Source organism: Roseomonas sp. F4 (assembly GCF_053891155.1).
The window spans coordinates 300,292-325,250 of sequence record NZ_JBSSHK010000003.1; the positions used below are offsets into that span (position 1 = coordinate 300,292).

General features: G+C 70.3%; 21 protein-coding genes. 8 read left to right on the forward strand and 13 right to left on the reverse strand.

Translation table 11 applies throughout. The annotated features are described in order from the left end of the window. Positions 1 to 4: 4 nt before the first annotated feature. Entirely contained in the window at positions 5 to 1,651 is a 1,647-nt protein-coding gene (locus ACVFYP_RS13685) for a methyl-accepting chemotaxis protein (RefSeq protein ID WP_499200740.1), read from the reverse strand. Positions 1,652 to 1,780: 129 nt separating this feature from the next. On the opposite strand from ACVFYP_RS13685, the gene ACVFYP_RS13690 reads away from it, so the two are divergent. Further along, positions 1,781 to 2,830, forward strand: coding sequence for an Ldh family oxidoreductase (locus tag ACVFYP_RS13690; protein ID WP_499200741.1), 1,050 nt, complete (start codon positions 1,781 to 1,783; stop codon positions 2,828 to 2,830). Here ACVFYP_RS13690 and ACVFYP_RS13695 read toward each other — a convergent pair. After that, on the reverse strand, positions 2,827 to 3,417 hold the full coding sequence (locus ACVFYP_RS13695; protein WP_499200742.1) for a DUF4412 domain-containing protein: 591 nt from the start codon (positions 3,415 to 3,417) through the stop codon (positions 2,827 to 2,829). The two genes, ACVFYP_RS13690 and ACVFYP_RS13695, sit on opposite strands and share 4 nt — an antisense overlap. 185 nt (positions 3,418 to 3,602) lie before the next feature. Here ACVFYP_RS13695 and ACVFYP_RS13700 point away from each other — a divergent pair, with 185 nt between their 5' ends. After that, on the forward strand, positions 3,603 to 5,285 hold the full coding sequence (locus ACVFYP_RS13700; protein ID WP_499200743.1) for a methyl-accepting chemotaxis protein: 1,683 nt from the start codon (positions 3,603 to 3,605) through the stop codon (positions 5,283 to 5,285). Between the two features lie 39 nt (positions 5,286 to 5,324). After that, complete coding sequence (locus ACVFYP_RS13705; protein ID WP_499200744.1) at positions 5,325 to 5,678, forward strand: MmcQ/YjbR family DNA-binding protein; 354 nt, start codon at positions 5,325 to 5,327, stop codon at positions 5,676 to 5,678. A gap of 108 nt (positions 5,679 to 5,786) precedes the next feature. On the opposite strand, the gene ACVFYP_RS13710 is transcribed toward ACVFYP_RS13705, so the two are convergent. Genes ACVFYP_RS13710 through ACVFYP_RS13720 form a run of 3 tightly spaced genes read right to left on the reverse strand, consistent with a single transcriptional unit; the run spans position 5,787 to position 8,524 of the window. Further along, on the reverse strand, positions 5,787 to 6,764 hold the full coding sequence (locus tag ACVFYP_RS13710; protein WP_499200745.1) for a Bug family tripartite tricarboxylate transporter substrate binding protein: 978 nt from the start codon (positions 6,762 to 6,764) through the stop codon (positions 5,787 to 5,789). A gap of 31 nt (positions 6,765 to 6,795) precedes the next feature. Next, positions 6,796 to 7,668 carry an ABC transporter substrate-binding protein gene (locus tag ACVFYP_RS13715; protein ID WP_499200746.1) on the reverse strand — a complete coding sequence of 291 codons (873 nt, stop codon included), beginning with the start codon at positions 7,666 to 7,668 and terminating at the stop codon, positions 6,796 to 6,798. Next, positions 7,661 to 8,524, reverse strand: a complete 864-nt coding sequence (locus ACVFYP_RS13720; RefSeq protein ID WP_499200747.1) for an amidohydrolase family protein — start codon at positions 8,522 to 8,524, stop codon at positions 7,661 to 7,663. Before ACVFYP_RS13720 ends, ACVFYP_RS13715 begins: the two co-directional genes overlap by 8 nt. 85 nt (positions 8,525 to 8,609) lie before the next feature. Between ACVFYP_RS13720 and ACVFYP_RS13725 the strand changes: the two genes are divergently transcribed. Continuing rightward, the gene (locus ACVFYP_RS13725) at positions 8,610 to 9,767 is read left to right on the forward strand and encodes a LysR family transcriptional regulator (protein WP_499200748.1); all 1,158 of its coding nucleotides are present in this window, start codon (positions 8,610 to 8,612) and stop codon (positions 9,765 to 9,767) included. 7 nt (positions 9,768 to 9,774) lie between these two features. Here the strand turns inward: ACVFYP_RS13725 and ACVFYP_RS13730 are convergent, their stop codons facing one another. From ACVFYP_RS13730 to arfB, 3 genes are all read right to left on the reverse strand, one after another. Then, on the reverse strand, positions 9,775 to 12,309 hold the full coding sequence (locus ACVFYP_RS13730; RefSeq protein ID WP_499200749.1) for a DNA translocase FtsK: 2,535 nt from the start codon (positions 12,307 to 12,309) through the stop codon (positions 9,775 to 9,777). A gap of 74 nt (positions 12,310 to 12,383) precedes the next feature. Further along, on the reverse strand, positions 12,384 to 14,024 hold the full coding sequence (locus ACVFYP_RS13735; RefSeq protein ID WP_499200750.1) for a methyl-accepting chemotaxis protein: 1,641 nt from the start codon (positions 14,022 to 14,024) through the stop codon (positions 12,384 to 12,386). A gap of 125 nt (positions 14,025 to 14,149) precedes the next feature. After that, positions 14,150 to 14,563 carry an alternative ribosome rescue aminoacyl-tRNA hydrolase ArfB gene (gene arfB / locus ACVFYP_RS13740; RefSeq protein ID WP_499200751.1) on the reverse strand — a complete coding sequence of 138 codons (414 nt, stop codon included), beginning with the start codon at positions 14,561 to 14,563 and terminating at the stop codon, positions 14,150 to 14,152. Positions 14,564 to 14,670: 107 nt separating this feature from the next. Between arfB and ACVFYP_RS13745 the strand changes: the two genes are divergently transcribed. Then, complete coding sequence (locus ACVFYP_RS13745) at positions 14,671 to 15,180, forward strand: type VI secretion system amidase effector protein Tae4 (RefSeq protein ID WP_499200752.1); 510 nt, start codon at positions 14,671 to 14,673, stop codon at positions 15,178 to 15,180. A 78-nt stretch (positions 15,181 to 15,258) separates the two neighbouring features. On the opposite strand, the gene ACVFYP_RS13750 is transcribed toward ACVFYP_RS13745, so the two are convergent. Together ACVFYP_RS13750 and ACVFYP_RS13755 are read right to left on the reverse strand one after the other, a co-directional pair. Continuing rightward, a complete protein-coding gene (locus ACVFYP_RS13750; protein ID WP_499200753.1) occupies positions 15,259 to 16,587 on the reverse strand; it encodes an ammonium transporter in 1,329 nt (442 codons plus the stop codon). Positions 16,588 to 16,630: 43 nt separating this feature from the next. Next, on the reverse strand, positions 16,631 to 16,969 hold the full coding sequence (locus ACVFYP_RS13755; RefSeq protein ID WP_499200754.1) for a P-II family nitrogen regulator: 339 nt from the start codon (positions 16,967 to 16,969) through the stop codon (positions 16,631 to 16,633). A 198-nt stretch (positions 16,970 to 17,167) separates the two neighbouring features. Between ACVFYP_RS13755 and ACVFYP_RS13760 the strand changes: the two genes are divergently transcribed. Next, entirely contained in the window at positions 17,168 to 18,451 is a 1,284-nt protein-coding gene (locus tag ACVFYP_RS13760; protein WP_499200755.1) for a UbiH/UbiF/VisC/COQ6 family ubiquinone biosynthesis hydroxylase, read from the forward strand. 6 nt (positions 18,452 to 18,457) lie between these two features. On the opposite strand, the gene ACVFYP_RS13765 is transcribed toward ACVFYP_RS13760, so the two are convergent. Then, a complete protein-coding gene (locus tag ACVFYP_RS13765) occupies positions 18,458 to 19,204 on the reverse strand; it encodes a 2OG-Fe dioxygenase family protein (protein ID WP_499200756.1) in 747 nt (248 codons plus the stop codon). Positions 19,205 to 19,615: 411 nt separating this feature from the next. On the opposite strand from ACVFYP_RS13765, the gene ACVFYP_RS13770 reads away from it, so the two are divergent. Both ACVFYP_RS13770 and ACVFYP_RS13775 read left to right on the forward strand, forming a co-directional pair. Continuing rightward, positions 19,616 to 20,680: an ATP-binding cassette domain-containing protein gene (locus tag ACVFYP_RS13770; protein ID WP_499200757.1), complete on the forward strand. Its 1,065-nt coding sequence runs from the start codon at positions 19,616 to 19,618 to the stop codon at positions 20,678 to 20,680. After that, entirely contained in the window at positions 20,593 to 21,135 is a 543-nt protein-coding gene (locus tag ACVFYP_RS13775) for an ATP-binding cassette domain-containing protein (RefSeq protein WP_499200758.1), read from the forward strand. Before ACVFYP_RS13770 ends, ACVFYP_RS13775 begins: the two co-directional genes overlap by 88 nt. A gap of 50 nt (positions 21,136 to 21,185) precedes the next feature. Here the strand turns inward: ACVFYP_RS13775 and gyrB are convergent, their stop codons facing one another. After that, a complete protein-coding gene (gyrB, locus tag ACVFYP_RS13780) occupies positions 21,186 to 23,654 on the reverse strand; it encodes a DNA topoisomerase (ATP-hydrolyzing) subunit B (protein ID WP_499200759.1) in 2,469 nt (822 codons plus the stop codon). Between the two features lie 75 nt (positions 23,655 to 23,729). Beyond that, on the reverse strand, positions 23,730 to 24,893 hold the full coding sequence (recF, locus tag ACVFYP_RS13785) for a DNA replication/repair protein RecF (RefSeq protein WP_499200760.1): 1,164 nt from the start codon (positions 24,891 to 24,893) through the stop codon (positions 23,730 to 23,732). Positions 24,894 to 24,959 lie beyond the last annotated feature (66 nt).

A 24,959-nucleotide genomic window follows, 5' to 3' on the forward strand; every position in this document is an offset into this window, starting at 1 on the left:
GTGATCAGGCCGCCCGACGGCTCAGCCGGTCCACCAGCGCCGCGAAGCGCGGCTGCGCCGCGCTGGCCGGCGCGAATTGGACGCCGCATTCGCCGGCGGCCCCGATGCGGGCGATGGTGACCTGCATATCCAGGCCTTCCAGCGACAGCTGGCCACGCTGCCCGGCCGTGACACGCGGCCCACCTGTCAGCCGCGCACCGCCGCTGGACAGGTCCGCCACCCGCACCGCCACCGGCGTGCCGCCCTCCAGGGTCAGTTCCGCGGGAAGGTTGGCTCCGTGGCGCTCATGCAGGCGGCGGTTGACGCTGTCGGTGGAGCTGCGCACGGCCCGGATCACCGCAGTGCGCAGCTGCACCATGGCACCTTCCAGCGTCACGGCGGTGGCCTGCACCGCCTCCGCCTGACGGTCGGTTTCGCCCACGGCCAGACGCACGGCTTCGGTCTGCTGCGACATCTCCTCGGCCGCGGCGGCCGTCTGGCCGATGCTGCGCGCGATCTCACTGGTCGCCTCGCCCTGCTGCTGCACGGCCTCCGTGACATTGGCGACGACGCGGTCGATTTCGCTGATCCGGTCCGCCATCTCCGCCACTTCCGCCACCGCCTGGCCGGTGGCCTGCCGGATCGCGTTGAGCTGCTTGCTGATATCCTCGGTCGAGCGCGCGGTCTGCGTCGCGAGCTGCTTCACCTCGCTCGCCACCACGGCGAAGCCCTTGCCGGCCTCCCCGGCACGCGCCGCCTCGATGGTGGCGTTCAGGGCGAGAAGATTGGTCTTGCTGGCGATGTCGGCGATGATGCCGGCGACATGGCTGATCTCCTCCGCCTGCTGCGACAGCGCCTCGATACTGGTGCGCGCGGCGCGACCCGCCTGCACCGCCTGCTGCGCCGCCTGGCCCGACAGGTTGACCTGCCGGGTGATCTCCCCGATCGAGGCGGTCAACTCCTCGGCCGCCGCGGCCACGGTCTGCGCCGTGGTGCGGGTCTGGTCCGCGGCGCGCGCCGCATCCTCCGCGTTATGCCCGGTCTGCGTTGCGGCGTTGGACATCTCCTTGGCGGTGCGGGCCATGTCCTCCGTCAGCAGGCTGACCTGCGACACCGCCTGGCCCGCTTCACGCTCCACCGCCTCGGCCATGCCGACCAGCGCCCGGCTGCGGCTTTCCGTCTCCGCCGCCGCATAGGTTTCCAGCAGCAATTCCAGATCAAGCCAGGTGATGCGGCTCAGCGCTTCGCGCAGGGCTTCGTCGCGCCGGCGCGCGCCATTGTTGAACAGGCCGCTGCCCCGGGCCGAATTCCGCTGCAACGCAAGGTCGCGCAGGATGCCCGCCATCACGCTGTGGTGGCAAACGGCCACGGCGAAGCCCGGCACGCCATTGGTGTAGAAGGCCGAGGCGAGGCGGGCGGCGGACTCGGTAAAGCCCTCCCCGATCTGGCCGCCGACCACGCGCTGCCAATGCGCCACGCGCACCTCATGCACCTCGGGCTTCGCCAGCGCCTTCTGCATCTCCGGCCAGGACGCGAAGGCGCCGTGGAGGTCGGTGAGCAGTTGCGGCAGCCGCTGCGCGGCGAAGGAGGTCAGGCCGCTCAGCGCATCCAGATCCACGGGGGTCAGGCCAAAGGCGGCGATACGCTTGTCCTGTGCAGAGCTCTTGGTCATTTGGCTTCCAAAATTATAATTGGGGCTTGTCTCCATTTTGCTCCACAAGGATTGGCGAAGAATGAAGCCCGGGCCTGCATCGACGTCCCGGCGCGAACCGCGTAACGAGGCGGGTCGGAGGAACCGCACATGACCGAAACCAGCCCCCGCCACGACGTCGCCGCACTGACCCGATTCGCCCAGGATCTCTGCTTGGCGGCCGGGCTGGATACGGAAAAATCCGCCGCGGTGGCAGGTACGCTGGTGGAATCGGACCTGCTCGGCCATGTCACCCACGGCCTCGCCCTGCTGCCGCGCTATCTGGAGGATGTCGCCAACGGCGGCATGACGCGGGAGGGGGAGCCGGAGGTGCTGCGCGACCACGGCGCCTGCCTGAGCTGGAACGGACGCCGCCTGCCCGGCCCCTGGCTGGTGCACAAGGCAATCGACATCGCGCTGGAGCGGGTGGGCACCTTCGGCACCTACAGCGTGGCGATCGGCGACAGCCACCATATCGGCTGCCTCGCCGCCTATCTGACCCGCGCGACGGAGCGCGGCTTCATGATGGTGCTGTCCTCCTCCGCCTCCGCCGCCTCGGCCGTGGCGCCTTTCGGTGGGATCACCGGGGTGCTGGCGCCGGACCCCGTGGCGACGGGCATCCCGACCGAGGGCGATCCCATCCTGATGGATGTCAGCGCCTCCATCACCACCATCAACATGGCCGGCACCTTGCAGAAGCAAGGGGCGCAGTATCCGCATGCCTGGGTGCAGGACGCCGAGGGAAATCCCAGCACCGATCCGAAGGTGCTGAGCCAGGGCGGCACGCTGCTGCCGGCGGGCGGGCTGGACCATGGCCAGAAGGGCTACGCCTGGGCGCTGATGAACGAGGCGATGACCCAGGGCCTGTCCGGCTATGGCCGCGCCGACAAGCCGACCGGCTGGACCGCCAGCGTGCTGCTGCAACTGTATGATCCGGAGGCTTTTGCAGGCCTGCCCGCCTTCCTGCGCCAGACCAGCCACACCGCCGCCGCCTGCCGCGCCGCGACGCCGCGCCCGGGGGGGGAACGGGTGCGGCTGCCCGGCGAATCCGGCCTCGCCCGTCGCCGGCTGGCCTTGCGGGATGGCGTGGCGCTGGCGCCCGGCATCTGGGACGGGCTGCGCGGCGCGGCGGCGAAGCTCGGCGTGGCGATGCCGGGTTAGCGCCGGGGCGCGCCCGGCATGCCCTGCGGCATCCCTTGGGGCATCTGCATGGTCTGGTAGCCCTGCGGCCGGCGGAAGCGGGCCGGGTCCTGCGTGCCATAGGCGACCTGCGTCGCCTCCATGCCGCCGGACTCGCCACCGGAGGTGCCCTGGGCGCGCAGCATCACGCCATCGGCGGTGACGCAGGCGGTGCCGTTGTTCTGGCCGTCCTGGAAGCTCCAGACCGTGCAGGGGTGGCCGGCCACCGTGTCGCTGCCGGTGCGCCGGAACGTGCCGCCGCTGGGCAGGCCGGTATTGGCCTGCTCCATCGGGATATCCATCAGCATGCGCATCTGCTCCATCACCATGAAGCCGCGCTGCGCCTTGTGGTCGGCGACCATGTAACCCATGCCGCCCATATCCATCCGCATGGTCTGCTGGGCGGCGAGCCAGGCGATGGACATGCTCGGCAGGCCAGCCTGCGCCCGGGCACCGGTGACCCGATAGGTAACGGCGACATCCCGCGTCGGGAACAGCGGGGGCCGGTCCTGCGCCAGGGCCGGCAGGGTGGCGGTGGCCAGCAGGACGGCAAGCAGGGTCACGCGCATGGGTCCGATCCTTCCTCCGTGTAGCCGGACGCTCCCTCGCGGCGACGCGCCGCGTCAAGCGCGCCCCGCCGCTGCCGAAACGGGGTGAAGCGGTGGTGAAACTGCGATCACGTCGCCGTGTTTCACGCCTTGTTCACCCCGCAGACCGATAGTGCGCGCTTCAACCAAAGCTGGAGCCATCGCCCATGCTGTCGCGCCTTTCGATCCAGGAGCGGCTGATCGCAGCCTGCGCCTTTCTGCTTCTCTGCGTCGTTGGGATCGGCGGCTTCGGCATCTTCAAGATGCAGGCGGTGAACGCGGCCTCCACGGACATCAATGAGAATTGGCTGCCCAGCATCCAGACCCTCGCCCGAATGCAGAATGAGATGAACGAAATTCGTCTCGAAATCCGGAACCACAGCGCCACGGAAGACGCGGCCCAGATGCAGGCCATTGAAACCAGGATCGCGCAGAACGTCACGGAACTGACCGCGGCACGGCGGCTGTACGAATCCATGATCAGCAGCCCGGCAGAACGTAGCCTGTTCGACCAGACTGCGGCCGCCATCGACAATTACCTGCGCGAGACGCCTGCCGTGCTGACGGTGTCGCGCAATGAGAACGTCGCCGCCGCCGGTGCCGTGGTCAATCGCGTGCTATCGCCGATCGCCACTGTGGTGGCGCAGCGGCTGGACGATCTGACGGAGCTGAACCGGGTCGGCGCCAAAAACGCCAGCGAGGCCGCCGATGCCACCTTCCAGACCGCCCGCATGCTGATGCTGGTCGGCGGGGGCGCCGCCGTGTTGATCGGCATCCTCGTCACCCTGCTGCTGCTGCGCGCCATCAACACCGGCATCAATGCCGTGATCGCGCCGATGCAGCGCCTGTCCCACGGCGACCTGACGGCCCAGGTGCCGGCGCTGCCGGAACGCACGGAAATGGGCCGCATCGCCGCCGCATTGACCGTCTTCAAGACCGCCCTGGAGGAAAAGCAGCGCGCCGACGCCGCCATGCGGCAGGAGGAGGAGGCCAAGGCCCGCCGCGCTGAGACGGTCGCGGCCCTGGTCGCCGGGTTCGAGGCCGATGCGGCGGAGGCATTGCAAGGTGTCGCCGCCGCCACGACCCAACTCGACAGCATGGCCGGCAGCATGACGAAGACGGCCCGGGATGGCGAAAGCCGTTCCGCCTCCGTCGCCGCCGCCGCCGAACAGGCTTCCGCCAGCGTGCAGAACGTGGCCGCCGCGGCGGAGGAACTCGGTGCTTCCATCGCCGAAATCGCCCGCCGGGTGAACGACAGTGCCGCGGCGGCGCGTAACGCCGCTGAGGGCGCTCGCGCCAGCGACGCCGCCATCACCAGCCTGTCCGAGGCCGCGCAGCGCATCGGCGATGTGGTGCGGCTGATCGCCGACATCGCTGGCCAGACCAACCTTCTGGCGCTGAACGCCACCATCGAGGCGGCACGCGCCGGCGAACACGGCAAGGGTTTCGCCGTGGTCGCCAGCGAGGTGAAGGCGCTCGCCGCGCAGACCGCGAACGCGACGGAGCAGATCAGCACACAGATCGCCGCCATGCAGGCCGAGACGCGCGGCGCTGTGGACGCCATTCGCGGCATCGCGGCGACCATCGACCAGGTGGACCAGATCACCGTGCAGGTGGCCGCGGCGGCCGAGGAACAGGCCAGCGCGACGCAGGAAATCGTCCGCGCGGTGGCGGAGGCCGCGACCGGCACCCGCGAAGTCTCCCGCTTCACCGGCGAATTGTCGCAGGGCGCGGTGGCGACCGGGGAAGCCGCCTCGCAGGTCGGTGCCTCCTCCAGCGAACTGACCCAGCGTTCGCAGCGGCTGCGCCAGCAGGTGGATGGCTTCCTCTCCGGCATCCGCGCGGCCTGATTTTTTGGCCATGCGGCGGTCCTGTGCCAGGATCGCCGCATGGCCCTGTCCCCCACCACACGGCTGCGCCGCATCTGCCTCACTCTGCCCGAAGCGGCCGAGATCGAGACCTGGGAGCAGCCGACTTTTCGGGTGCGCGGGAAGATCTTCGCGATGTTGTATCTGTCGGCGGATGGCCTGGCCGTGTGGTTCAAGGCACCGCCCGGCAGCCAGGAGGTGCTGGTGGAAGCGGCGCCGGACCGCTTCTTCCGGCCGCCCTATCTTGGCCCAAAAGGCTGGGTGGCGCTGCGGCTGACCGGGCCGGTGGACTGGGCGGAGGCGGAGGCGCTGATCCGCCGCAGTTATTCGATCATCGCGCCGAAGCGGCTGGCGGCGCGGATGGTCGGGGCGTAGAGCATTTTCGAGCATTGCGGCTTCGCAAGGCGACTCGGAAAATGCGTAACACAAAGAGCTGGAGCCGTTTCACCGTCGTCGCTTTCTGTGAAACGGCTCCGGCGCCGGTCAGTCCGGCCGGATGCCCCCATCCCGCACCACCCGCGCCCAGCGCGTCAGTTCGGACTGCACCCTGGCGGCGAATTCCGGTTGCGGGCCACCGGCCGGCACCAAGCCGTTGGACAGGATGAATTGCCGCGTCGCCGGCTGCGCCAGCCAAGCGTTCAGCCCGGCATTGAGATGCGCCACCAGCGGCGCCGGCAGCCCGGCGGGACCGTAGAGCCCGTAGATGATGGTCATGCTGGCCTCCGGATAGCCGGCCTCGGCCATGGTCGGCACCTCCGGCAAATCGGGCCAGCGGGTTTCGGCGGTGACCGCCAACAGGCGGATCTGGTTGCTGCGCGCCAGTGGGATGGCGACCGACACCGGCAGCACCATCGCCGCGATCCGCCCGCCCAGCAGGTCCTGCAAGGCCGGCGCCGTGCCGCGATAGGGGATGTGGTTCAGGTCGATGCCGGCCGAGAGCGCGAACAGCACCATGCCCATATGCGGCGCGGTGCCATTGCCGGGGGAGCCATAGTCGAGATCGGCGGGCCGCGATTTGGCCAGGGCCACGAAACTCGCGACATCCTGCACCGGCAGGTCCGGCCGGACCGCGAGCACCGAATTGCCATCGGCGATGCGGATGATCGGCACGAAGGCGCGCTGCGGGTCATAGGGCAGGGTGGCGATCAGCGGCGGGCTCATCACGAAGTTCGCGCCCTGCATCAGCAGCATCCGGCCATCCGGCACGGCGCGGGCCACGGCGCCGGTTCCGATCACGCCGCTGGCGCCTGTGCGGTTCTCCACCACCACCGCCTGCCCCATCAACTCGGTCAGCGCGGGCGCCATGGCGCGCGCCAGAAGGTCCTGCGCCGTGCTCGGCGTGACCGGCACGACGAGGGAGACCGCACCACTCGGCAATGGCACCTGCGCAAGGGCCGGCGTGGTGCCCGCCAGGGCAAGGCCGGCGGCGAGCGTCGAAAATCCGCGTCGGGTCAGTGTCATCTTGTTGATTCCTCCCAATTCAAAACGGCGGTCAGTCCAGGCCGAGCGCCCGCGCGGGCGCGAAAACCTCCTCGACTGTCAGGCTGCGCGGCAGCAGCCCCTGTGCCGTGCTGGCGGCCAGCACATGTTCCAGCGAATGGGCCATGGCGGCGGCGGAGGCCGGCAGCAGGTCCGGCTCCCGCAGCGGTCTGGCCGCGCGCAACGCGGCGAGCAGAGTGGCGACCGTGCCCGGCCGTGCCTCGGCAAAGGCACGGCTGGCGACGAGCACATGGTTGATCGGCACCACCCCTGTGCGGGCGAACCAGGCGCGTGCCGCGGCCTCCGGCTCCGGGAAGACCGGGGCGAAGTCAGGGTCGTCGGGCAGGTCGTTGCCCAGGATCGCGGCATCGATCAGGCCATCGCGCAGCATCGCCGGCAGCTTCAGCCCGGGCGCCACATGGGTGACGAAGGGCGGGTCGGCAAATTCCGCCACATGGGCGCCGTCCTGGGTCAGCCATTCCGAGGCCTCCGCCGCCAGCCCGGCCTCCTCCGCCAGGATGGCGCGCACCCACATGCCGGTGGTCTGGGTATAGGCGCGCACGCCAATCCGACGCCCGGCCAGGGCCGCCGGCGTCAACTCCGGCCGCGCGGTCAGGCGGATGATGCAGCGGTGCTGGAAGCGCGCCGCCAGGGTGATCGGCAGCAGGATGATCGGCTTGCCATAGGCGAGCGCCTGCAAGGCGGTGACGATGGCCATCTCCGCCACGTCGAAGCGCTGTTCCCGGGCCATGGGGGCGAAGGCGCGGTGGATCGGCTCGATCTCCGGCATCGTCACGGGCGTGCCATCCGGCAGGGCGCCCGCCTCGCGCAGCGCCGCCGCCATGGGGCCTTTGCCGATCGCCAGGGTGAAGCCGGGCTCAGCCATGGGAGGGCGCCAGTTCGGGATAGAGGCGGCGTGCCGTGCCGCCCAGGATCGCCGCGCGATCGGTCTCCGCCAGGCTATCCAGAGCGCCAAGGCTGCGCGCCAGCAGGTCCGAAAGCCGGCCCTCAGCCGCCGGGAAGTTGGAGCCCCAGCAGATGCGCGCCGCACCGAAGCGGGCGATCAGCGCCGCCAGCAGCGCCTCCGGCGTCGAACGGCCGGCCCCGGCCAGGTCCAGCGCCCGGCTGGTCAGCTTCAGGAAGACGTTGGGATAGTCGGCCAGCGCGAAAAGCGGCGCGGAGAGCGCATAGGGCGGGCCATCGGACAGGTCCGGCCGCGCCAGATGGTCGAGCAGCACGGGCACGGTCGGGAAGCGTTCCAGCAGGATGCGCAGTGCCGGGATGCCCTTGGCTGTCATCTGCAGGCAGACCGGCAGGCCAAGCTCCGCCGCCATGGCCCAGCCCGGAAAGCCGCGCGGATCGTCCAGCCAGCCGGCCTGGCCGGGCATGGTGGTTCCGGTGGTGAACAGCCGGAAGCCGGACAGGCCGGCATCGCGCCAGCGGCGGATCACGCGCGGCGCCTCTGGGTCCAGGATGTCCACGGAAAACACGCCGACGAGGCGGTCGCGATGCGCGGCTACGGATTCCACGAGGTAGCTGTTGTCATGGCCATAGGCGGTGGAGGCCTGCACCACCACGGCGCGGGCGATGCCGGCCGCATCCATCGCCGCGATCAGCGCCTCCGGCGGCGTTGGGCGTTCCGCCGACCAGTCGGACTGCTTGCCGCCCAGCGGCGCCAGCGGATAGCGCGCCTGGTCGGGCGAGATGACATGGGTGTGGGTATCGATGATCTCGATCGGCATGCGTTTCTCCCTTGGATCGTAAAATGACCGCCGGCCGCCTTCCCCGGTAGGCGAATTGCGCGGCGCGGCTCATAAGTTCCAGGCTATGCCCGAGATCGATCCGCTGCCCCGGCTACGTGACTTGGCCGCCTTCGCCACCGCCGCGCGGCTGGGCAGCCTGGGGGAGGCGGCGCGTCAGGCGGGTCTGTCGCAGCCGGCGCTGTCCCAGGCCATCGCACGGCTGGAGGCCCGCTGCGGCGGCGTGTTGCTGGTACGCGGCCCGCGCGGCAGCTTTCCCAATGCCAAAGCCGCGCGGCTGCTGGAACGCTGCCGGCGGATGGAGCAGCAGCTTGCCGCCGGCCTTGCCGCCTGTGGCAGTGCCACGGCGCCACGCCTGCTGACGGATACGGCGCTGGCCACGCATATGGCCATCGTCGCCGCAGGCAGCTTCGCCGCGGCCGCCCGGCTCCGTGGCATCTCCCTGCCCACCCTGGCGCGTACCGCGCGGGGGCTGGAGGCGACTTTGGGCGTGGCGCTCTATCGCCGCAGCGCGGCCGGGCTGGTGGCCGCGCCGGGTGGCGCGGAGCTGGCGCGGCGCATCGGGCTCGCGCGGCTGGAAATCGAGCAGGGCCTGGCGGAACTGGCGGCGGAGCCGCCGCGCCTGCGGCTTGGCACCCTGCCGCTGATGCCTCGCCAGCCGATCGCTTTGGCCCTGCAGGCGGCGGGACCGTCGCTGGCGGTCTATGCCCAGGATGGCAGCCACGCGGAGCTGGTGGCGCTGCTGCGCCAGGGCAGGATCGACGCCATGCTGGGCGCCCTGCGCGGCAGGTCACCGCATCCGGATGTGACGGAGGAGGCGCTGCTGGACGATCCCTTCGTCATCGCCTGCGGCAGCGACGCCAGGCTGCCCGCCGGACCGGCGCGGGCGGTGTTGGCGGCTTCCGCCTGGGTGGTCGCGGCGCCGCCCCTGCCGCGACGCGCGATGGCAGAGGCGTTGTTCGCAACACTGCCCCATCGCCCCCGAATCCTGCTGGAGACGAATGCGGCGGAAACGACCATCGCGGTGCTGCGTCAAAGCGCCGCGCTGGCGCTGCTCTCCACCCAGCAGGTGGCCGCGACGCCCGGCTTGCGACGGCTGGATATCGCCCTGCCACCAGCCCCGCCCCGGCAGGTGGGGCTGACGCTCCGCCAGGACTGGCTGCCCACCCCGGATCAGGCCGTGTTTCTGGCGGCCCTGCGCGCGGCGTGCCGGGAGGCGGGTTAGTCCCGCTTCAGTCCCGAGGCCCCGGCGCCAGCACTTCGCGCTTGCCGACATGGTTGGCCGCGCCGACCACGCCATTCTTCTCCATCTGCTCGATCAGCTTGGCGGCGCGGTTGTAGCCGATGTTGAGGTGGCGCTGGACGAAGCTGGTGCTGGCCTTGCCTTCCCGCGTCACCAGCTCCACCGCCTGGTCGTAGAGCGAGGCTTCGCCATCGGTATTGCCGCCGAGCATGCCGGACAGGTCGGGGCCACCGCCCTCCTCATCCACCTCGGTGACTTCCTCGATATAGGACGGCTCGGCCTGTTCGCGCAGGAAGGCGACGATCGCCTCCACCTCCTCATCGGTGACGAAGGGGCCGTGCACGCGGCTGACGCGGCCGCCGCCGGCCATGTGCAGCATGTCGCCCTGGCCCAGCAACTGCTCGGCGCCCATCTCGCCGAGGATGGTGCGGCTGTCGATCTTCGAGGTGACCTGGAAGCTGATGCGGGTCGGGAAGTTCGCCTTGATGGTGCCGGTGATGACATCCACCGAGGGGCGCTGGGTCGCCATGATCACATGGATGCCGGCGGCGCGCGCCATCTGCGCCAGGCGCTGCACCGCCGCTTCGATGTCCTTGCCGGCGACGATCATCAGGTCGGCCATCTCGTCGATCACGACCACGATCATCGGAAGCGGCTCCAGCGCCAAGGGCTGGTCCTCGAACAGCGGCTTGTTGGTTTCCGGGTCGAAGCCGACCTGCACGCGGCGCGTCAGCACCTCCCCGCGCTGGCGGGCGGCGCTCACCTTTTCGTTGTAGCCGCCGATATTGCGGACGCCGAGCTGGGACATGGCGCGGTAGCGCTTCTCCATCTCCCGGACGGTCCATTTCAGGGCGCCAATGGCCTTGGCCGGCTCCGTCACCACGGGCGCCAGCAGATGCGGGATGCGGTCATAGACCGACAGTTCCAGCATCTTCGGGTCGATCATGATGAAGCGGCACTCATCCGGGGTGAAACGGTAGAGCAGCGACAGGATCATGGTGTTGATGCCGACCGACTTGCCCGAGCCGGTGGTGCCCGCGATCAGCAGATGCGGCATGCGGGCGAGGTCGGCGATCACCGGGGCGCCGCCGATATCCTTGCCGAGCGCCAGCGGCAGCCGGGCCTGATGCTTGTGCCAGTCCTCCGCCATCATCATCTCGGAGAAATAGACCATCTCCCGCTTGGCGTTCGGCAGTTCGATGCCGATCACGTTGCGCCCGGGCACGGTGGCGATGCGCACGGCGGTGACGGACATGCTGCGGGCGATATCGTCGGCCAGGCCGATGACGCGGGCGGATTTGGTGCCGGGGGCGGGTTCCAGCTCGTACAGCGTGACCACGGGGCCGGGGCGGATCTCCGCGATGCGGCCGCGCACGCCGTAATCCTCCAGCACCGTCTCCAGCATCCGCGCATTGCCCTGCAGCGCTTCCTCCGACGGGCCGGTGTTGCGGCGGGCGGGCGGGGCGGCGAGCAGCGACAGCGGCGGGAAGCGCCACTGGCCGTCGGGCAGGTCCAGATTGCCCTGGCGCGCATTGGCGACCGGCTTCGGCGGCGCGGCGCGTTCCGCCACGCGTGGCGCGGCGGGCTTGCCGCGGGCGGGGGTGGCAGGGGCCGGCGGTGGCGCGGTCGCCGGGCCGCCGTCAGCCCCGAAGGACGGCTCACGCCGGTGCGGCGCGGGGGCGTCCTCGACCAGGGCATCGGCGTTGCGCAGCAGTTCGGCCAGCGGCGTCTCCCGCTCTCGCCGCCGGCGCACCGCGCCGCCGACGATGCGGCCGAGCGAGCGGAAGGGCCAGGTGGCCGCGCGGGTGAACAGGCCGGGCGGCACATGTTCGCCCATCTGGCGCGCGCCGGTCGCGGTCAGCCGCGCCGCGCCGCTGGCGGCGCTGCCGGCCACGGAGCCTGCGACCGACCCGGCGCGGCGCCATTCGCCCAGGGTCAGGCCGAGCGCGATGAAGGCCAGCACTGCCATCAGCGCCGCCAGCACCAGATGCGCGATGCCGGCGCCGACCGGGCCCAGCAGGTCACGCATCACGCCGAGCAGCGCCTGGGCCACCACTGGCCCAGCCGCGCCACCGGGGCCGGCGGCGGCCGGGGCATCGGCGGGCAGCGGCAGCAGAATCAGGGTGGCGGCCAGCAGCGGCAGCGCCGCCAGCAGGCAGGCCAGACGCAGCACGAAGGGGGCGAGGCCCTTATGCACCGCCAGCCGCCAGGCCCAGGTCATCAGGCAGGCCACCGGCAGGAAGGCAGCGTAGCCGAAGGCCTGCAACAGCAGGTCCGCCACATGCGCACCGACCGGCCCCGCCAGATTGGCTGTGGGCTGCGCGGTGGCGGTGGAGAAGGACGGATCGCCCGCATCATAGGTGGCCAGCGCCAGCCCGAGCACCAGCCCGGATACCACCAGGATCAGCGCCAGCAGCTCCGCCAGGCGCCGCTTCACGGCGGCCTTGACGGCGGGGGAGGCGAAGCGGCGTCCGGCTGCGGCGAGCCGGTCGCCCACGGCCGGGGTGCTTGCGGTGCGGGCCATGGAGGCAATTCCTGAGAGCTTGCTGCAACCCTACACCGGAAGTGGCTCGGATTGAAGCAGAACCCCGAAGCCCGCTACGCCCTCAGCTGCGCCAGATAGGCACCCAGCTCGCCGCCCAGCCGGTCCGCATCGCCATCCAGGGCCGCCGCGGTGTGATCCACCTGCTGCGCCGCCTGGCTGGTCTCCGACGCCGCGCGGGCCAGATCCTCCGCCGCATCCGCGATGCCCGCCGCGCCGCTGGCCAGGCGCTGGACGCTGCGCGCGATCTCCGCCGTCGCCTGGCCCTGCGCCTGCATGGCCGCGGCCACCTCCGTCGTGATCGAGCCCATCCGGTACACCGTGCCGCCGATGGCATCGATCTGCGCGGCGGCGGCGGCGGTCGCATCCTGCACGGACTGGATCTGGGCGCCGATCTCCTCGGTGGCCTTGGCGGTCTGCGCGGCCAGGGCCTTCACCTCACCGGCCACCACGGCAAAGCCCTTGCCGGCATCGCCGGCCCGCGCCGCCTCGATCGTCGCGTTCAGCGCCAGCAGGTTGGTCTGGCTGGCGATCTCGGTGATCAGCCGCACGACCTGCCCGATATGCTGCACCGCCTCGGTCAGCCCGCCGATGCGGGCGTTGCTGTCGGTCGCCTGGCTCACCGCCTCCGCCGCGATTCGCTGGCCGGTATCGACCTGGGAACTGATCGCGGTGATGGAGGCGGCCAGCGCCTCCGTTGCCTCCGCCACCCCGGCCACCTCGCCGCGCGCGGCGCCGGCGGCATCGCGCACCGTACCGGCCTGGCGGGTGGCGGCCGTGGCCACGGCGACCAGCCCACCGGCGGCGCCGCGCATCCGCTCCGCCGCCGCGGCCACATTGCCGACGACGCCGCCGACGCCGCGCTGCAGCCCATCGGCCAGCGCCAGCTCGGCCGCCCGCTGTTCGGCGGCGGCGGTCTGCTTCGCCAGATCCTGCGCCATCCGCGCCGCCTCCGCCTCCCGCAGCGATTGCGCCAGGCAATCCAGCGCGCGGGACATCGCGCCGAGTTCGTCCTGCCGCCCGATGCCCGGGACCGGGGTGGCCAGCTCCGCCGCCGCGATACGGCCCATGGCGCCGCGCAGCGCCGCGAGCGGCCGCACCACGCCGCCCAGCGCCACCCAGACCGCCAGCGCGATGGTCAGCGGCAGGCCGATCGCCACCGTCACGCCGAGGATGCGGACCGAATCATGGCTCTGCGCCGTCAGGCCGGCCGAGCGCGCCACGCCCCGCTCCACCGCCGCATCGGTCAGCCGCGTCGCGGCGTCGCGCAGCGCGGCAACCGGGCTGGCGAGGCCGGGCCGCGCTGCCGGGTCCGTGGCCAGGCCGAGCAACCGGGCGAATTCAGTGCCGATCCGTCGGGCCTCGGCCTCCTCCGCCGTGCCGCGCAGCGCATCGGCGACCTGGGCCATGTGTTCCTGCATGTCGGGGCCGAGGCGACGCAGCGCCTCCGTGGTCTCGGTCTGCCCGGCCCCCGCCGGCGCCTGCACCAGGCGGCCGAGATCGGCGCTGGCCGTGGCCATGCGGGCGCTGAAGATCGCCGCCTTGGCGTCGCGGAACAGCAGGTCGTCGTAGCCGCGCTGCAGCCCGGCCAAATGCCAGCCGCCAGCGATGGCCGCGGCCAGCGCGACAAAGGCGGTCAGCAGGGCAGGCAGCAGGATCTTGGCCGCGATCGGCAGGTTGCGCAGGGGATCGGTCATCGGCGAGGAACCTCGGCACAGGTGCCGCACTTTGGCGCCGACGCGTTGCTTCTCCGTAAAGCGGCTGCAGCTTATTGGTCCGACGCATGCCGGGTCGCCTTGCGCAGCCGCCAGGCTTGAAAATGCTAATCCTGGCCGGGCTTGTCGCCACGCAGCTTCTTCACGCCGCTGCGCAGCTTCTTGCCCTCCAGCCGTCGCATCTGGGCGCCATAGCTGGGCTTGGTGGCGCGGCGCGTCGGTGGCGGCGGCTCGGCGGCCTTGGCCAGCAGCTCATCCAACCTTTCGCGTGCATCGGTGCGGTTGCGGTCCTGGGTGCGGAAGCGCTGCGCCTGGATCACCAGCACGCCATCCTGGGTGATCCGCCGCCCGGCCAGCGTCGCCAACCGCCGCGCCATGTACTCGCCAAGGTCGAGCCGCTTCAGGTCGAGCCGCAGCTCCACCGCCGTCTCCACCTTGTTGACGTTCTGCCCGCCGGGGCCGGAGGAACGTACGAAGCGTTCCTCCAGCGCGTCGTCGGGGATGGTGGGGATGCGGGCCATGTGAATCCTGGTGTGCCGGGGATCGGAGGCAGCCGAAATGAGTCACAGTCCGTGCCATGTCCTCATTACTCTGTGCCTTAAAACATGGCGGATGGGGGAGAGGCTAAATGGCGAAGATCACATTCGAGCAGCTCTGGTCCTCCTATCCTTCGAAGGATTCGCCCTGCGTCGCCCCGCCTGGAAAGCAGGCCATGTCCAATCAATGTGCGATCCGCGTGGGAATCGCCCTCAACGCCTGCGGCGTGTCCACGAAGGCGCTTGGGGTGACCCACTGCTGGTACCACAAGGTGAGCGATGGCCACGTCCTGCGGGCCCAGGAACTGGCAACGGCGCTACAGAAGAGGCCCCCTGCCTGGCTCGGCAAGCCCCAGACGCTGCAGTCACGCGGCTTCTCCACCCGCATCGCGGGGCGAACCGGCATCATCTTCTTCAAGGATTACTGGATGCGCGACCGGGACCGGGAAGGCCGGCCGACCGGGGATCACATCGACCTCTGGAATGGCAGCCGGCTGACCGACATGAAAAGCTGGCTGCGCGTGCAGATGGGCATCGTCATCCCGGGCATCTGGTCCGACCTTGAGGCCGCGGCTGGTATTACCTTCTGGCAGGTCGATTGACCGCCACCAAGTTGGGCCCAAATGAAAAGGGCGCCGGGGGTTGCCCCCCGACGCCCTGTTCCGTCGATGGCGAAAACCTCAGCCGAGACGCTCGCCGTGCAGGGAGACGTCGAGGCCCTCGCGCTCCTCATCCTCGGTCACGCGGAGGCCGACGATGGCATCCACGATCTTGAGCAGGATGAAGGTGGCCACCGCGGTGAAGATGAACACCGCCGCCACCGCGTAGAGCTGCAGCAGGAACTGCGCCATGGACCCGCTGATGCCTTCGGGCGACGCCGTCGTGCCCGACAGCGGGCCATAGGCGAGGAAGCCCACCAGCAACGCGCCGACGATGCCGCAGATGCCGTGCACGCCGAAGGCGTCCAGGCTGTCGTCATAACCGCACATGTGCTTCAGCGCGGTCGCACCCCAGAAGCCGGCGAGGCCGGCGACCAGGCCGATGACCAGCGCGGAGCCCGGCAGCACGAAGCCCGCCGCCGGGGTGATGGCGACCAGGCCCGCCACGGCGCCGGAGATGGCGCCGAGGACGGAAGGCTTGCCCTTGGTGGCCCATTCGGCGGCCAGCCAGGCCAGCACCGCACCCGCCGCGGCGATCTGCGTCACCAGCATCGCCATGCCGGCGCGTGCATTGGCGCCGACGGCGGAGCCGGCATTGAAGCCGAACCAGCCCACCCACAGCATGCTCGCGCCGATCACGGCGAAGGCCAGGTTGTAGGGGGACATGTTCTCCGTGCCGTAGCCGGTGCGCTTGCCGAGCACGATCGCCGCCACCAGGCCGGCCACGCCGGCGTTGATGTGCACCACCGTGCCGCCCGCGAAGTCCAGCGCGCCGAGGGCGAAGATCCAGCCATTCGGATGCCAGACCCAGTGCGCCACCGGGGAGTAGACCAGCAGGGTCCAGAGCGTGATGAAGACCAGCAGCGCGGAGAACTTCATGCGGTCGGCCACGGCGCCGGTGATCAGCGCCGCGGTGATGATCGCGAAGGTCATCTGGAAGGTCACGAAGACGCTTTCCGGGATCGTCGTCGCCACCGCGCCATCGCCGGAGCCGAGCACGAAGGGACGGTCCCAGCCCTCGCCCATGCCGGAGAGGAACAGCTTCGAGACGTCGCCGATATAGGCATTGCCCTCGCCGAAGGCGAGGCTGTAGCCCAGCACCATCCAAAGCACGCCAACCAGGCCGCAGACCGCGAAGGACTGCATCATGGTGGCCAGCACGTTCTTCTTGCGGACCATGCCCGCATAGAACAGCGCCAGGCCCGGCACGGTCATCATCAGCACGATGGCCGTGCTGGTCAGCATCCAGGCGGTGTCGCCGGTGTCGATCGTCGCGTCCTGCGCGAAGGCCGCGCCGGATACGAGCAGCGCCGGCAGCGCCATGGCAGCGGCGCGCGCAATCCTCGTCATTCCCCCGTTCCTCATCATGGGTGTGGTGTCGCCCGACATGCGGCTACAGCGCCTGGTCGTCGGTTTCCCCGGTGCGGATGCGCAGCGCGCGTTCCACATCCAGGACGAAGATCTTGCCGTCGCCGATCTTGCCGGTGCGCGCGGCGCCCGCGATCGCCTCGACCACCGAATCCACCATCTCGGCGGCCACGGCGACTTCGATCTTGAGCTTCGGCAGGAAGCTCACGTGATATTCGGCCCCGCGATAGATCTCGGTCTGGCCCTTCTGGCGACCAAAACCCTTGACCTCGGTAACCGTAAGCCCCTGCACGCCGAGCGGGGTGAGCGCATCGCGCACCTCGTCCAGCTTGAAGGGCTTGATGATGGCCATGACCAGCTTCATCGCGCCGCAGTTCCCCTTCCCAAGGCGATATCGGTCCGATGCAATCCAAGGAACGTGCCACAGCCCGCAAGCCATGGTTTGCGCCGGACTCACGGCGCCCGGGGAACTGTTGCCTCCGTGCAGCGCAACAATTCAGCCTGTTTTTTAGGCAATTGCCTCGCCCTTGCCGAAGTGCCGCTTCGGGGCGACTTTCATCGCATGAGCGATCTCGAAACCACTGTCTGCATCGTCGGCGCCGGCCCGGTCGGCGCCACCCTGGCCGCCACGCTGGCCGCCGCCGGCATTCCCACCGCGGTGCTGGACCAGGCGCCGCTGCCGCCCATGGAGCTGCCGGATTTCGATGGCCGCGCCTACGCCATCGCGCTCACCAGCCAGCGGCTGCTGGCGGCGTCGGGCATCTGGGACCGGCTGCCGGACCCGCCGCAGCCGATCCACCGCATCCGCGTGGCGGATGGCCGGCCGGGCCATGCGCCTTCCCCGCTCAAGCTGGATTTCGACAGCGCGGAGGTCGGCCCTGATCCCTTCGGCTGGATGGTGGAAGCCCGCGCGCTGCGCGTCGCCCTGAATGCCGGCCTGCCGCGCCTGCCCAATCTGCGCGTCTTCGCCCCGGCCGAGGCGGCGGTGGAACGCGGGCCGGAGGGCGCACGCATCCGCCTGACCAGCGGCCCCGATTCCGGCACGGTGATCGCCGCCCGGCTGGTGGTGGCGGCGGAGGGTCGCAACAGCCCGCTGCGCCAGCAGGCCGGCATCGCGGTGACCCGGCATGATTACGGCCAGACCGGCATGGTCGGCGCCTTCGCGCATGAGCGGCCGCACAACGGCACGGCGCTGGAGATGTTTTTGCCCAATGGCCCCTTCGCGCAATTACCCCTGGCGGGTCCGGGCGGCTTTGGCACAACGGAACTGCCCTATGCCTCCGCCTTCGTCTGGTCCGACCGGCGCGACCTGGCGGCCCGCTTCCTGGCGATGGACGAGGCCGCATTCGGGCGGGAGTTGCGGCGGCGGATGGGCGACCATCTCGGAAAAATCCGCCCGATCGGGCGGCGCTGGTCCTATCCGCTGACCGCGCTCTGGGCGCAGCGGCAGACCGATACGCGGCTGGCCCTGGTGGGGGATGCGGCGCATGGCATCCACCCCATCGCCGGCCAGGGCCTCAACCTCGGCTTCCGGGATGTGGCGGCGTTGGCGGAGGTGGTGATTGCCGCCATGACCGCCGGGGAGGACCCCGGCGAACAGGCGGTGCTGGCCCGCTACGCCGCCCGCGCCCGGCCGGATGCGGCGCTGATGCTGGGCGCCACCCATGTGCTGGAAAAGCTGTTCGGCAACGACTTTGGGCCGCTGCGTATCGCCCGCCGCCTGGGCATCGCAGCGGTGGACCGCATGCCCCGCCTCAAGCGCGCCTTCGCCCAGCGCGCGATGGGCATGGCCGGCGCGAGCGGGCTGCTGGCCGGGCAGGGGCTTGGCGCGACGCCTCTGAACTGACCCGGGCTACATATGCCGGAAGGTCACCACCAGCACGTCGCGCCAGGCGGGGCGGGTGGGGTCGGCGGGCAGCACCGGGGTGACGCCGTGGAAGCAGCGGCTGTCATCCACCAGGGCGGAATCCATGGGCCGTGTCAGGGTGAAGCCACCGAGCTGCCGGCGTTGCAGGTCGTGGATGCTGGTCTCCCCGTGCAGGACATTCTCGCGATGCACCAGCATGACCAGCACCCAGTCCACGCCATCCTGATGCATGCCCTCCGGCGTCGGCTGCCCGGCCTCATTGGGGCGGGCCTCGATGCGGAACTGGTGCATCTCCACATGCCAGCTTTCGGGGCGTACGGCGTCCGGCGTCAGCGGGTGGAACAGGCCGTGGCAGAAGCGCAGCGTGGCGCGTAGCGCGGGATGCGCGGCGATCTCCTCCGTCACCGGTTCGAACCAGCGTTCGATGCCGCCGTTCAGGGCGTTGTAGTCGCGGCTTTGATAATGCGGCTGGTGCGGCTTGCGGGTGATGTCGCCGGCGGCGGAGACGGCGAAGGCGGCGAAGCGGCGGCGACGGTAGCGGCCGCCATCGGCCATGTAGCTGTCCTGCGGCATGTCGCTCCAGCTGGCAGCGAAACCCTGCCAGTCGGCGAGCCCGGCCTCGCCCAGCAGGGCGCCGGTCTGGGCGGCGGCGGCGAAGGCGAAGCCTTGGTCACGCAGCTGCTGCTTCAGCGTCGTCTCGGCCGTGCTGCCCGTCTCCGCCTGCTGGTCCATGTCCCATCTCCTCGGCCGGCCATTGCACGGCCGGACACGGAGCATGGCCCCGGCCGGCACGGCTGGCGATGCGCGTTCGTCGCGGATCAGGGCTGCGTCTCACACCAAAGCCCCTTCCGCGTGACCGCTCCGCGCCACCTTTATACGCCGGACCGAAGCCTCCGGTCCGCTGGTTTACTTGCCCGGCACATCTCGTTTCGCTAGGCTTGCGGTCTCGGCAGCCATAACCAGAGGAGGGCCGCGGTGCATCACAGCTACCACCACCGGCGCGGCCCTGTTCCAGCCCTGCAGATGCGTTTGCAGGGCTGATCAGGCGACGGACTTTCGAGGTCTCTTTCCCGGTCAGCTCATCTTCTGACGGACGTTCTGCGCCTGGACCTTCGTCCGGCCAGGACAGTGAAAGACGACCCCATGTCCCTGATCACGCTCGAAGCCCTCGGCATGTCCGTGGGTGTGCCGCTGTTCACCAAGCTCGACTTCGCGATCCATAAGGGCGACCGCATCGGCCTCGTCGCCCAGAATGGCGGCGGCAAGTCGACCCTGCTGCGCCTGCTCGCGGAACGCAGCGAACCGACGGCGGGGCGCTGTCGCTACGGCCGCAACCTGCGCATCACCCTGATGCAGCAGGACCCGGAGCCAGCCTCGCTGCCACTGCCGGTGCGCGATGTCCTTCTCCAGGCCCTTCCCGCCGAGAGCCGGGAATGGGAGGGCTGGCGGGTGGATGTCGCGCTGGGCGCCATGCAAATCCCCATGGAGTTGCACGATCGGCCGCTGGGCGCGCTGAGTGGCGGCTGGCAGCGGATGGTGCTGCTGGTTCGCGCCTGGCTGACGGAACCCGACGTCCTGCTGATGGACGAGCCCACCAACCACCTCGACCTTCAGCGGATCGGCCAGTTGCAGCGCTGGATCGCGGAGCTTCCACAGGACGTCGCCCTGATGGTCGCCAGCCACGACCGTGCCTTTCTGGATGCGGTCACCCGGCGCACCCTGTTCCTGCGGCGCGAGGCCTCCGCCGAGTTCGCGGCGCCCTACTCCCTGGCGCGCGCCAGCCTGGTGGAGCTGGACGAGGCCACGGCACGGCGGCACGAGACGGAGCTGCGCCAGGCCACCCGGCTGCGGCAGCAGGCGGCCAAGCTGCACAATATCGGCGTCAACTCCTGCTCTGACCTGCTGAAGGTCAAGACGAAGCAACTGCAGGACCGCGCCGAGCGCATCGAGGCTGCGGCCCGCCCGGCCTATCGCGAGGGATCAGCCGGGCAGATCCGGCTGGCCGACGGCAGCACCCATGCCAGGACGCTGCTGACCCTCGACTCCGTGAAGGTCACAGCGCCGGGCGGGCGGCGGCTTTTCGCCACGGGCAAGCTGCGCATCCACCTGGGGACCGCGTGGTGCTGCTGGGCGCGAATGGCAGCGGCAAGTCGCGCCTGCTGGGGCTGGTGGCGGAGGCCATCCAAGGCCAGTCGCATCCGGGGCTGACGGTGAGCGCGACGGTGGTCGCCGGGATCTGCGACCAGTCGCTGAGCCACCTGCGCCCGGGCGAGACGCTGCACGACGCCATCCGCAGCCGCTTCGCGATCGGCGACCAGCGCATCCGGACTATGCTCGCCACGGCGGGCTTTCCGGTGGAGCGACAGGGGCACAGCATCGGGCAGCTTTCCGGGGGGCAGCGGGCGCGGCTCGCCATGCTGATCCTGCAATTGCAGGAGCCGAACTTCTACCTGCTGGATGAGCCGACCAACCATCTCGACATCGAAGGCCAGGAGATGCTGGAGGATGAGCTGCGGCAGCGGGAGGGCGCCTGCCTGCTCGTCTCACACGACCGGCGCTTCGTGGAGAATGTCGGGACGCGGTTCTGGCTTATCGCGCGCGGGCACTTGGTGGAGACGGACGACCCGCGCGCCTTCTTCGCAGCCGCTATCGCTGAAGTATGATCCCGGGACGCGCGTGGGCAGGCTTTTGCCCGGCGCGTCCCCGGCGTTCCTCACACGTCCAGATTCGCCACCTTCAGCGCATTGCCGACGATGAACTCGCGCCGCGGCTCCACCACGTCGCCCATCAGCGTGGAGAAGACCTGCTCCGCATCCTCCACGTCTTCGATGCGCACCCGCAGCAGCGTGCGCGCGGCCGGGTCGAGCGTGGTCTTCCAGAGCTGGTCGGGGTTCATCTCTCCCAGCCCCTTGAAGCGCTGGATGGTCAGGCCGCGGCGGCCCTGGGTCAGCACGCGGTCGAAGGTCAGCAGCGGGCCATGCTGCGTCGTCTCGGTCGCGTCGAAGGCGAGCATGGCGGGGCCGCTGGCATAGTCGCGGGCAAATACGTCGCGACGCTCATCCAGCCAGCGGGCCTCGGCACTGCGCAGTGCCGCGGGGTCCAGCGCATGGCGCTCCGTCACGCCGCGCACCACGCGGTACAGCTGGAGGCCCGCCGCGTCGGAGGTTGCCTTCCAGCCGCGTTCGCTCGGCGGCGCCAGCGCGTCCAGCCTTGTGGCCAGCAGCGCGGCGCCGGCCAGCGCCCTGTCCACATCAGGCGTCAGCGCGCCGGCGACGGCGGCCTGTTCGATGATGCCGGCCGGCACCTGGGTGGCGAGGCGGCGGATGCGGGACGCCACCTGACGCAGCCGCTCCACCTCCTCCGCCAGCTCGTCCCGCGCCACTTCCCGCCCATCGGCAAAGCGCAGCCGCGCGCCGGACAGCGCCTTCTCGATGAGAAAGTCTTCGAGCGCGCGGTCGTCCTTCAGATACCGCTCCTCATTGCCGCGCTTGGCGCGGTAGAGCGGCGGCTGGGCGATATAGAGATGCCCGCGCTCGATCAGCGAGGGCATCTGCCGGAAGAAGAAGGTCAGCAGCAGGGTGCGGATATGGCTGCCGTCCACGTCCGCGTCCGTCATGATGACGATGCGGTGGTAGCGCAGCTTGTCGGCGGAGAAGCCGCCGCGATCCTCCGGCCCCGTGCCGATGCCGGTGCCGAGTGCCGTAATCAGCGTGCCGATCTCGGCGCTGGACAGCATCTTGTCCATGCGCGCGCGCTCGACATTCAGGATCTTGCCCTTCAGCGGCAGGATCGCCTGGTAGCGCCGGTCGCGGCCCTGCTTGGCAGACCCGCCCGCGCTGTCACCCTCGACCAGGAACAGCTCGGACTTCGCCGGGTCCTTCTCCTGGCAATCGGCCAGCTTGCCGGGCAGGGTGCTGATATCCAGGGCGTTCTTGCGGCCGACCTTGTCGCGCGCCAGCTGCGCCGCCTTGCGGGCGGCGGCGGAGAGCACGACCTGCTCCAGCACCTGCTTGGCTTCCTTCGGATGCGTCTCGAACCAGTGGGAGAGTGCATCGGCCACCGCCATATGCACCACCGGCTGCACTTCCGAGGACACCAGCTTGTCCTTGGTCTGGGAGCTGAACTTCGGATCGGGCACCTTCACGGAAAGGACGGCGGTCAGACCCTCCCGCATGTCGTCGCCGATCAGCTCGACCTTTTCCTTCTTGGCGAGGTCTTCCGCATATTTCATCACGATGCGGGTCAGTGCCTGCCGGAAGCCGGCCTGGTGGCTGCCGCCGTCGCGCTGCGGGATGTTGTTGGTGTAGCACAGCGCCACTTCATGCGGGCTGGAGTTCCACCACATCGCCAGCTCGACCCGGATGCCCTCGGTGGCCTTGGTCACCAGGCTGATCGGCGGCTTGAAGATGGGTTCCTTGCTACGGTCCAACCATTCGACGAAGGCGACGAGCCCGCCCTTGAACTCGAAATGCGCCTCCACCGCCGGCACGTGCCGGTCGTCGCGCAGGGAGATCTTCAGGCCGGAATTCAGAAAGGCCAGTTCCCGCAGGCGGCGTTCCAGGATGGGGTATTCGTATTCGGTCTTGGTGAAGGTGCTGGCGGCCGGCTTGAAGGTCACCTGCGTGCCATGCATGTGCGCGGATTCGCCCACGATGGTCAGCGGCTGCACCGTGTCCCCATGCTCAAATCGGATAAAATGTTCCCGCCCGTCGCGCCAAATGCGGACTTCCATCCATTCGGACAGGGCGTTGACCACCGCCGCGCCCACGCCGTGCAGGCCGCCGGAGACCTTGTAGCTGTTCTGGTTGAATTTTCCGCCCGCATGCAAGCGGGTCAGCACCACTTCGGCGGCGGAGACGCCTTCCTCGGCATGCATGTCCACCGGGATGCCGCGCCCGTCATCGGTGACGGTGACGCTGCCATCGCCGTTCAGCACCACATCGCAGGTGGTGGCGAAGCCGGCCTGGGCCTCGTCCACCGCATTGTCGATGATTTCGAAGGCCATATGGTGCAGGCCGGAGCCGTCATCGGTGTCGCCGATATACATGCCCGGCCGCTTGCGCACGGCCTCCAACCCCCGCAGGACGGTGATGGACGCGCTGTCATAGGCATCCGCGCCCGGATTGCTGGGGTCGGGATTCGGGCGTTCGGGCGGGTTGGCGCGCGCGGCGGCGTCGGACATGCCGGCGGAGGCTCCTGAGTGTGGCTTGAAGCCCTGCTGATATAGGGTTTCGCGCGGGTTACGGCACTGCGTAGTCTACCGAATCGCAGCCCCCTGCACCACCCCGCGTGACATGGGGCGCAAGCCCTCCGGCGTGGCCCAAAACCCCTCCGCCAGATCGGCCAGCGGGGCGAAGATGTCGGGCTCCGTCCCGGTCAGGAAGACCTGGGCGGGCAGGCGGGCCAGGGCCTCGTACAGCGCCTCCCGCCGCGTCTGGTCCAGGTGGGCGGCGACCTCGTCCAGCAGCAGCAGGGGCGCGAAGCCCCGCGCGGCGCCGATCAGCGCGGCATGGGCCAGCACGACGGAGACCAGCAGCGCCTTCTGTTCCCCGGTGGAACACAGCGCCGCCTCCAGCCCCTTGGGCAGGTGGACCAGCTCCATATCGCTGCGATGCGCGCCCTGGGCGGCGCCGCCGGCCGCGGCATCCCGGCCCCGGCTGGCGGCCAAGGCGGCGCGCAGCCGGTCCTCCACCGCCAGGGCCGGGGACTCGGCCAGCGCGGTGGCGATGGGGCAGACCAACTCCATCCGCGCGGCAGGGAAGGCCCCGGTGGCGGTGCCGGCTTCCAGCAGCAGGTTCAGCTGCTGCGCCAGGGATCGGCGCGCGGCGATGGCGGCCACGGCGTGGCGGGCCATCGAATCCTCCAGGGCCGCCAGCCAGGCGGCATCCCGCCGGCCTTCCGACAGCAGCCGGTTGCGGCCGGCCATGGCGGTGTCATGCGCCGCCACTTCCCGCGCATGGCCGGGCTCCAGCGCCCAGACCAGCCGGTCCAGGAAGCGGCGGCGGCCGCTGGCGCCTTCCTGGAACAGCCGGTCCATCTGCGGCGTCAGCCAGACCGCGGCGGCGTGCTGGGCGAGTTGCGCTTGGTTCTTCGCCGCCTCCCCATCGACCAGATATTTGCGGCGGCTGGCCTCGGCGCTGTCGCCGATGGTGCCGGTGCCGATCTCCGTCACCCCGTCCGGCCCCTCAAAGGCACCGAAGGCGGCCCAGGGCAAAGCGGGCGCGCTGGCGACGCGCCGCCCGATCTCCCCGGCCCGCGCGCCGCGCAGCCCGCGCCCGGGGCCCAGCAGGCTGATCGCTTCCAGAAGATTGGTCTTGCCCACGCCATTCGGCCCGGCGATGGCCACGATCTGGCCGCTGAAACGCTGCTCGAAGCTGGGATAGGACCGGAAATCCGTCAGCCGGAGGCGCGTCAGGCGCAAAGGGGGGGCAGGGGTCAGGTTCGGGGTATCCGGCGAGCGACCTGGGCCGGGATTAGGGCGAACGAA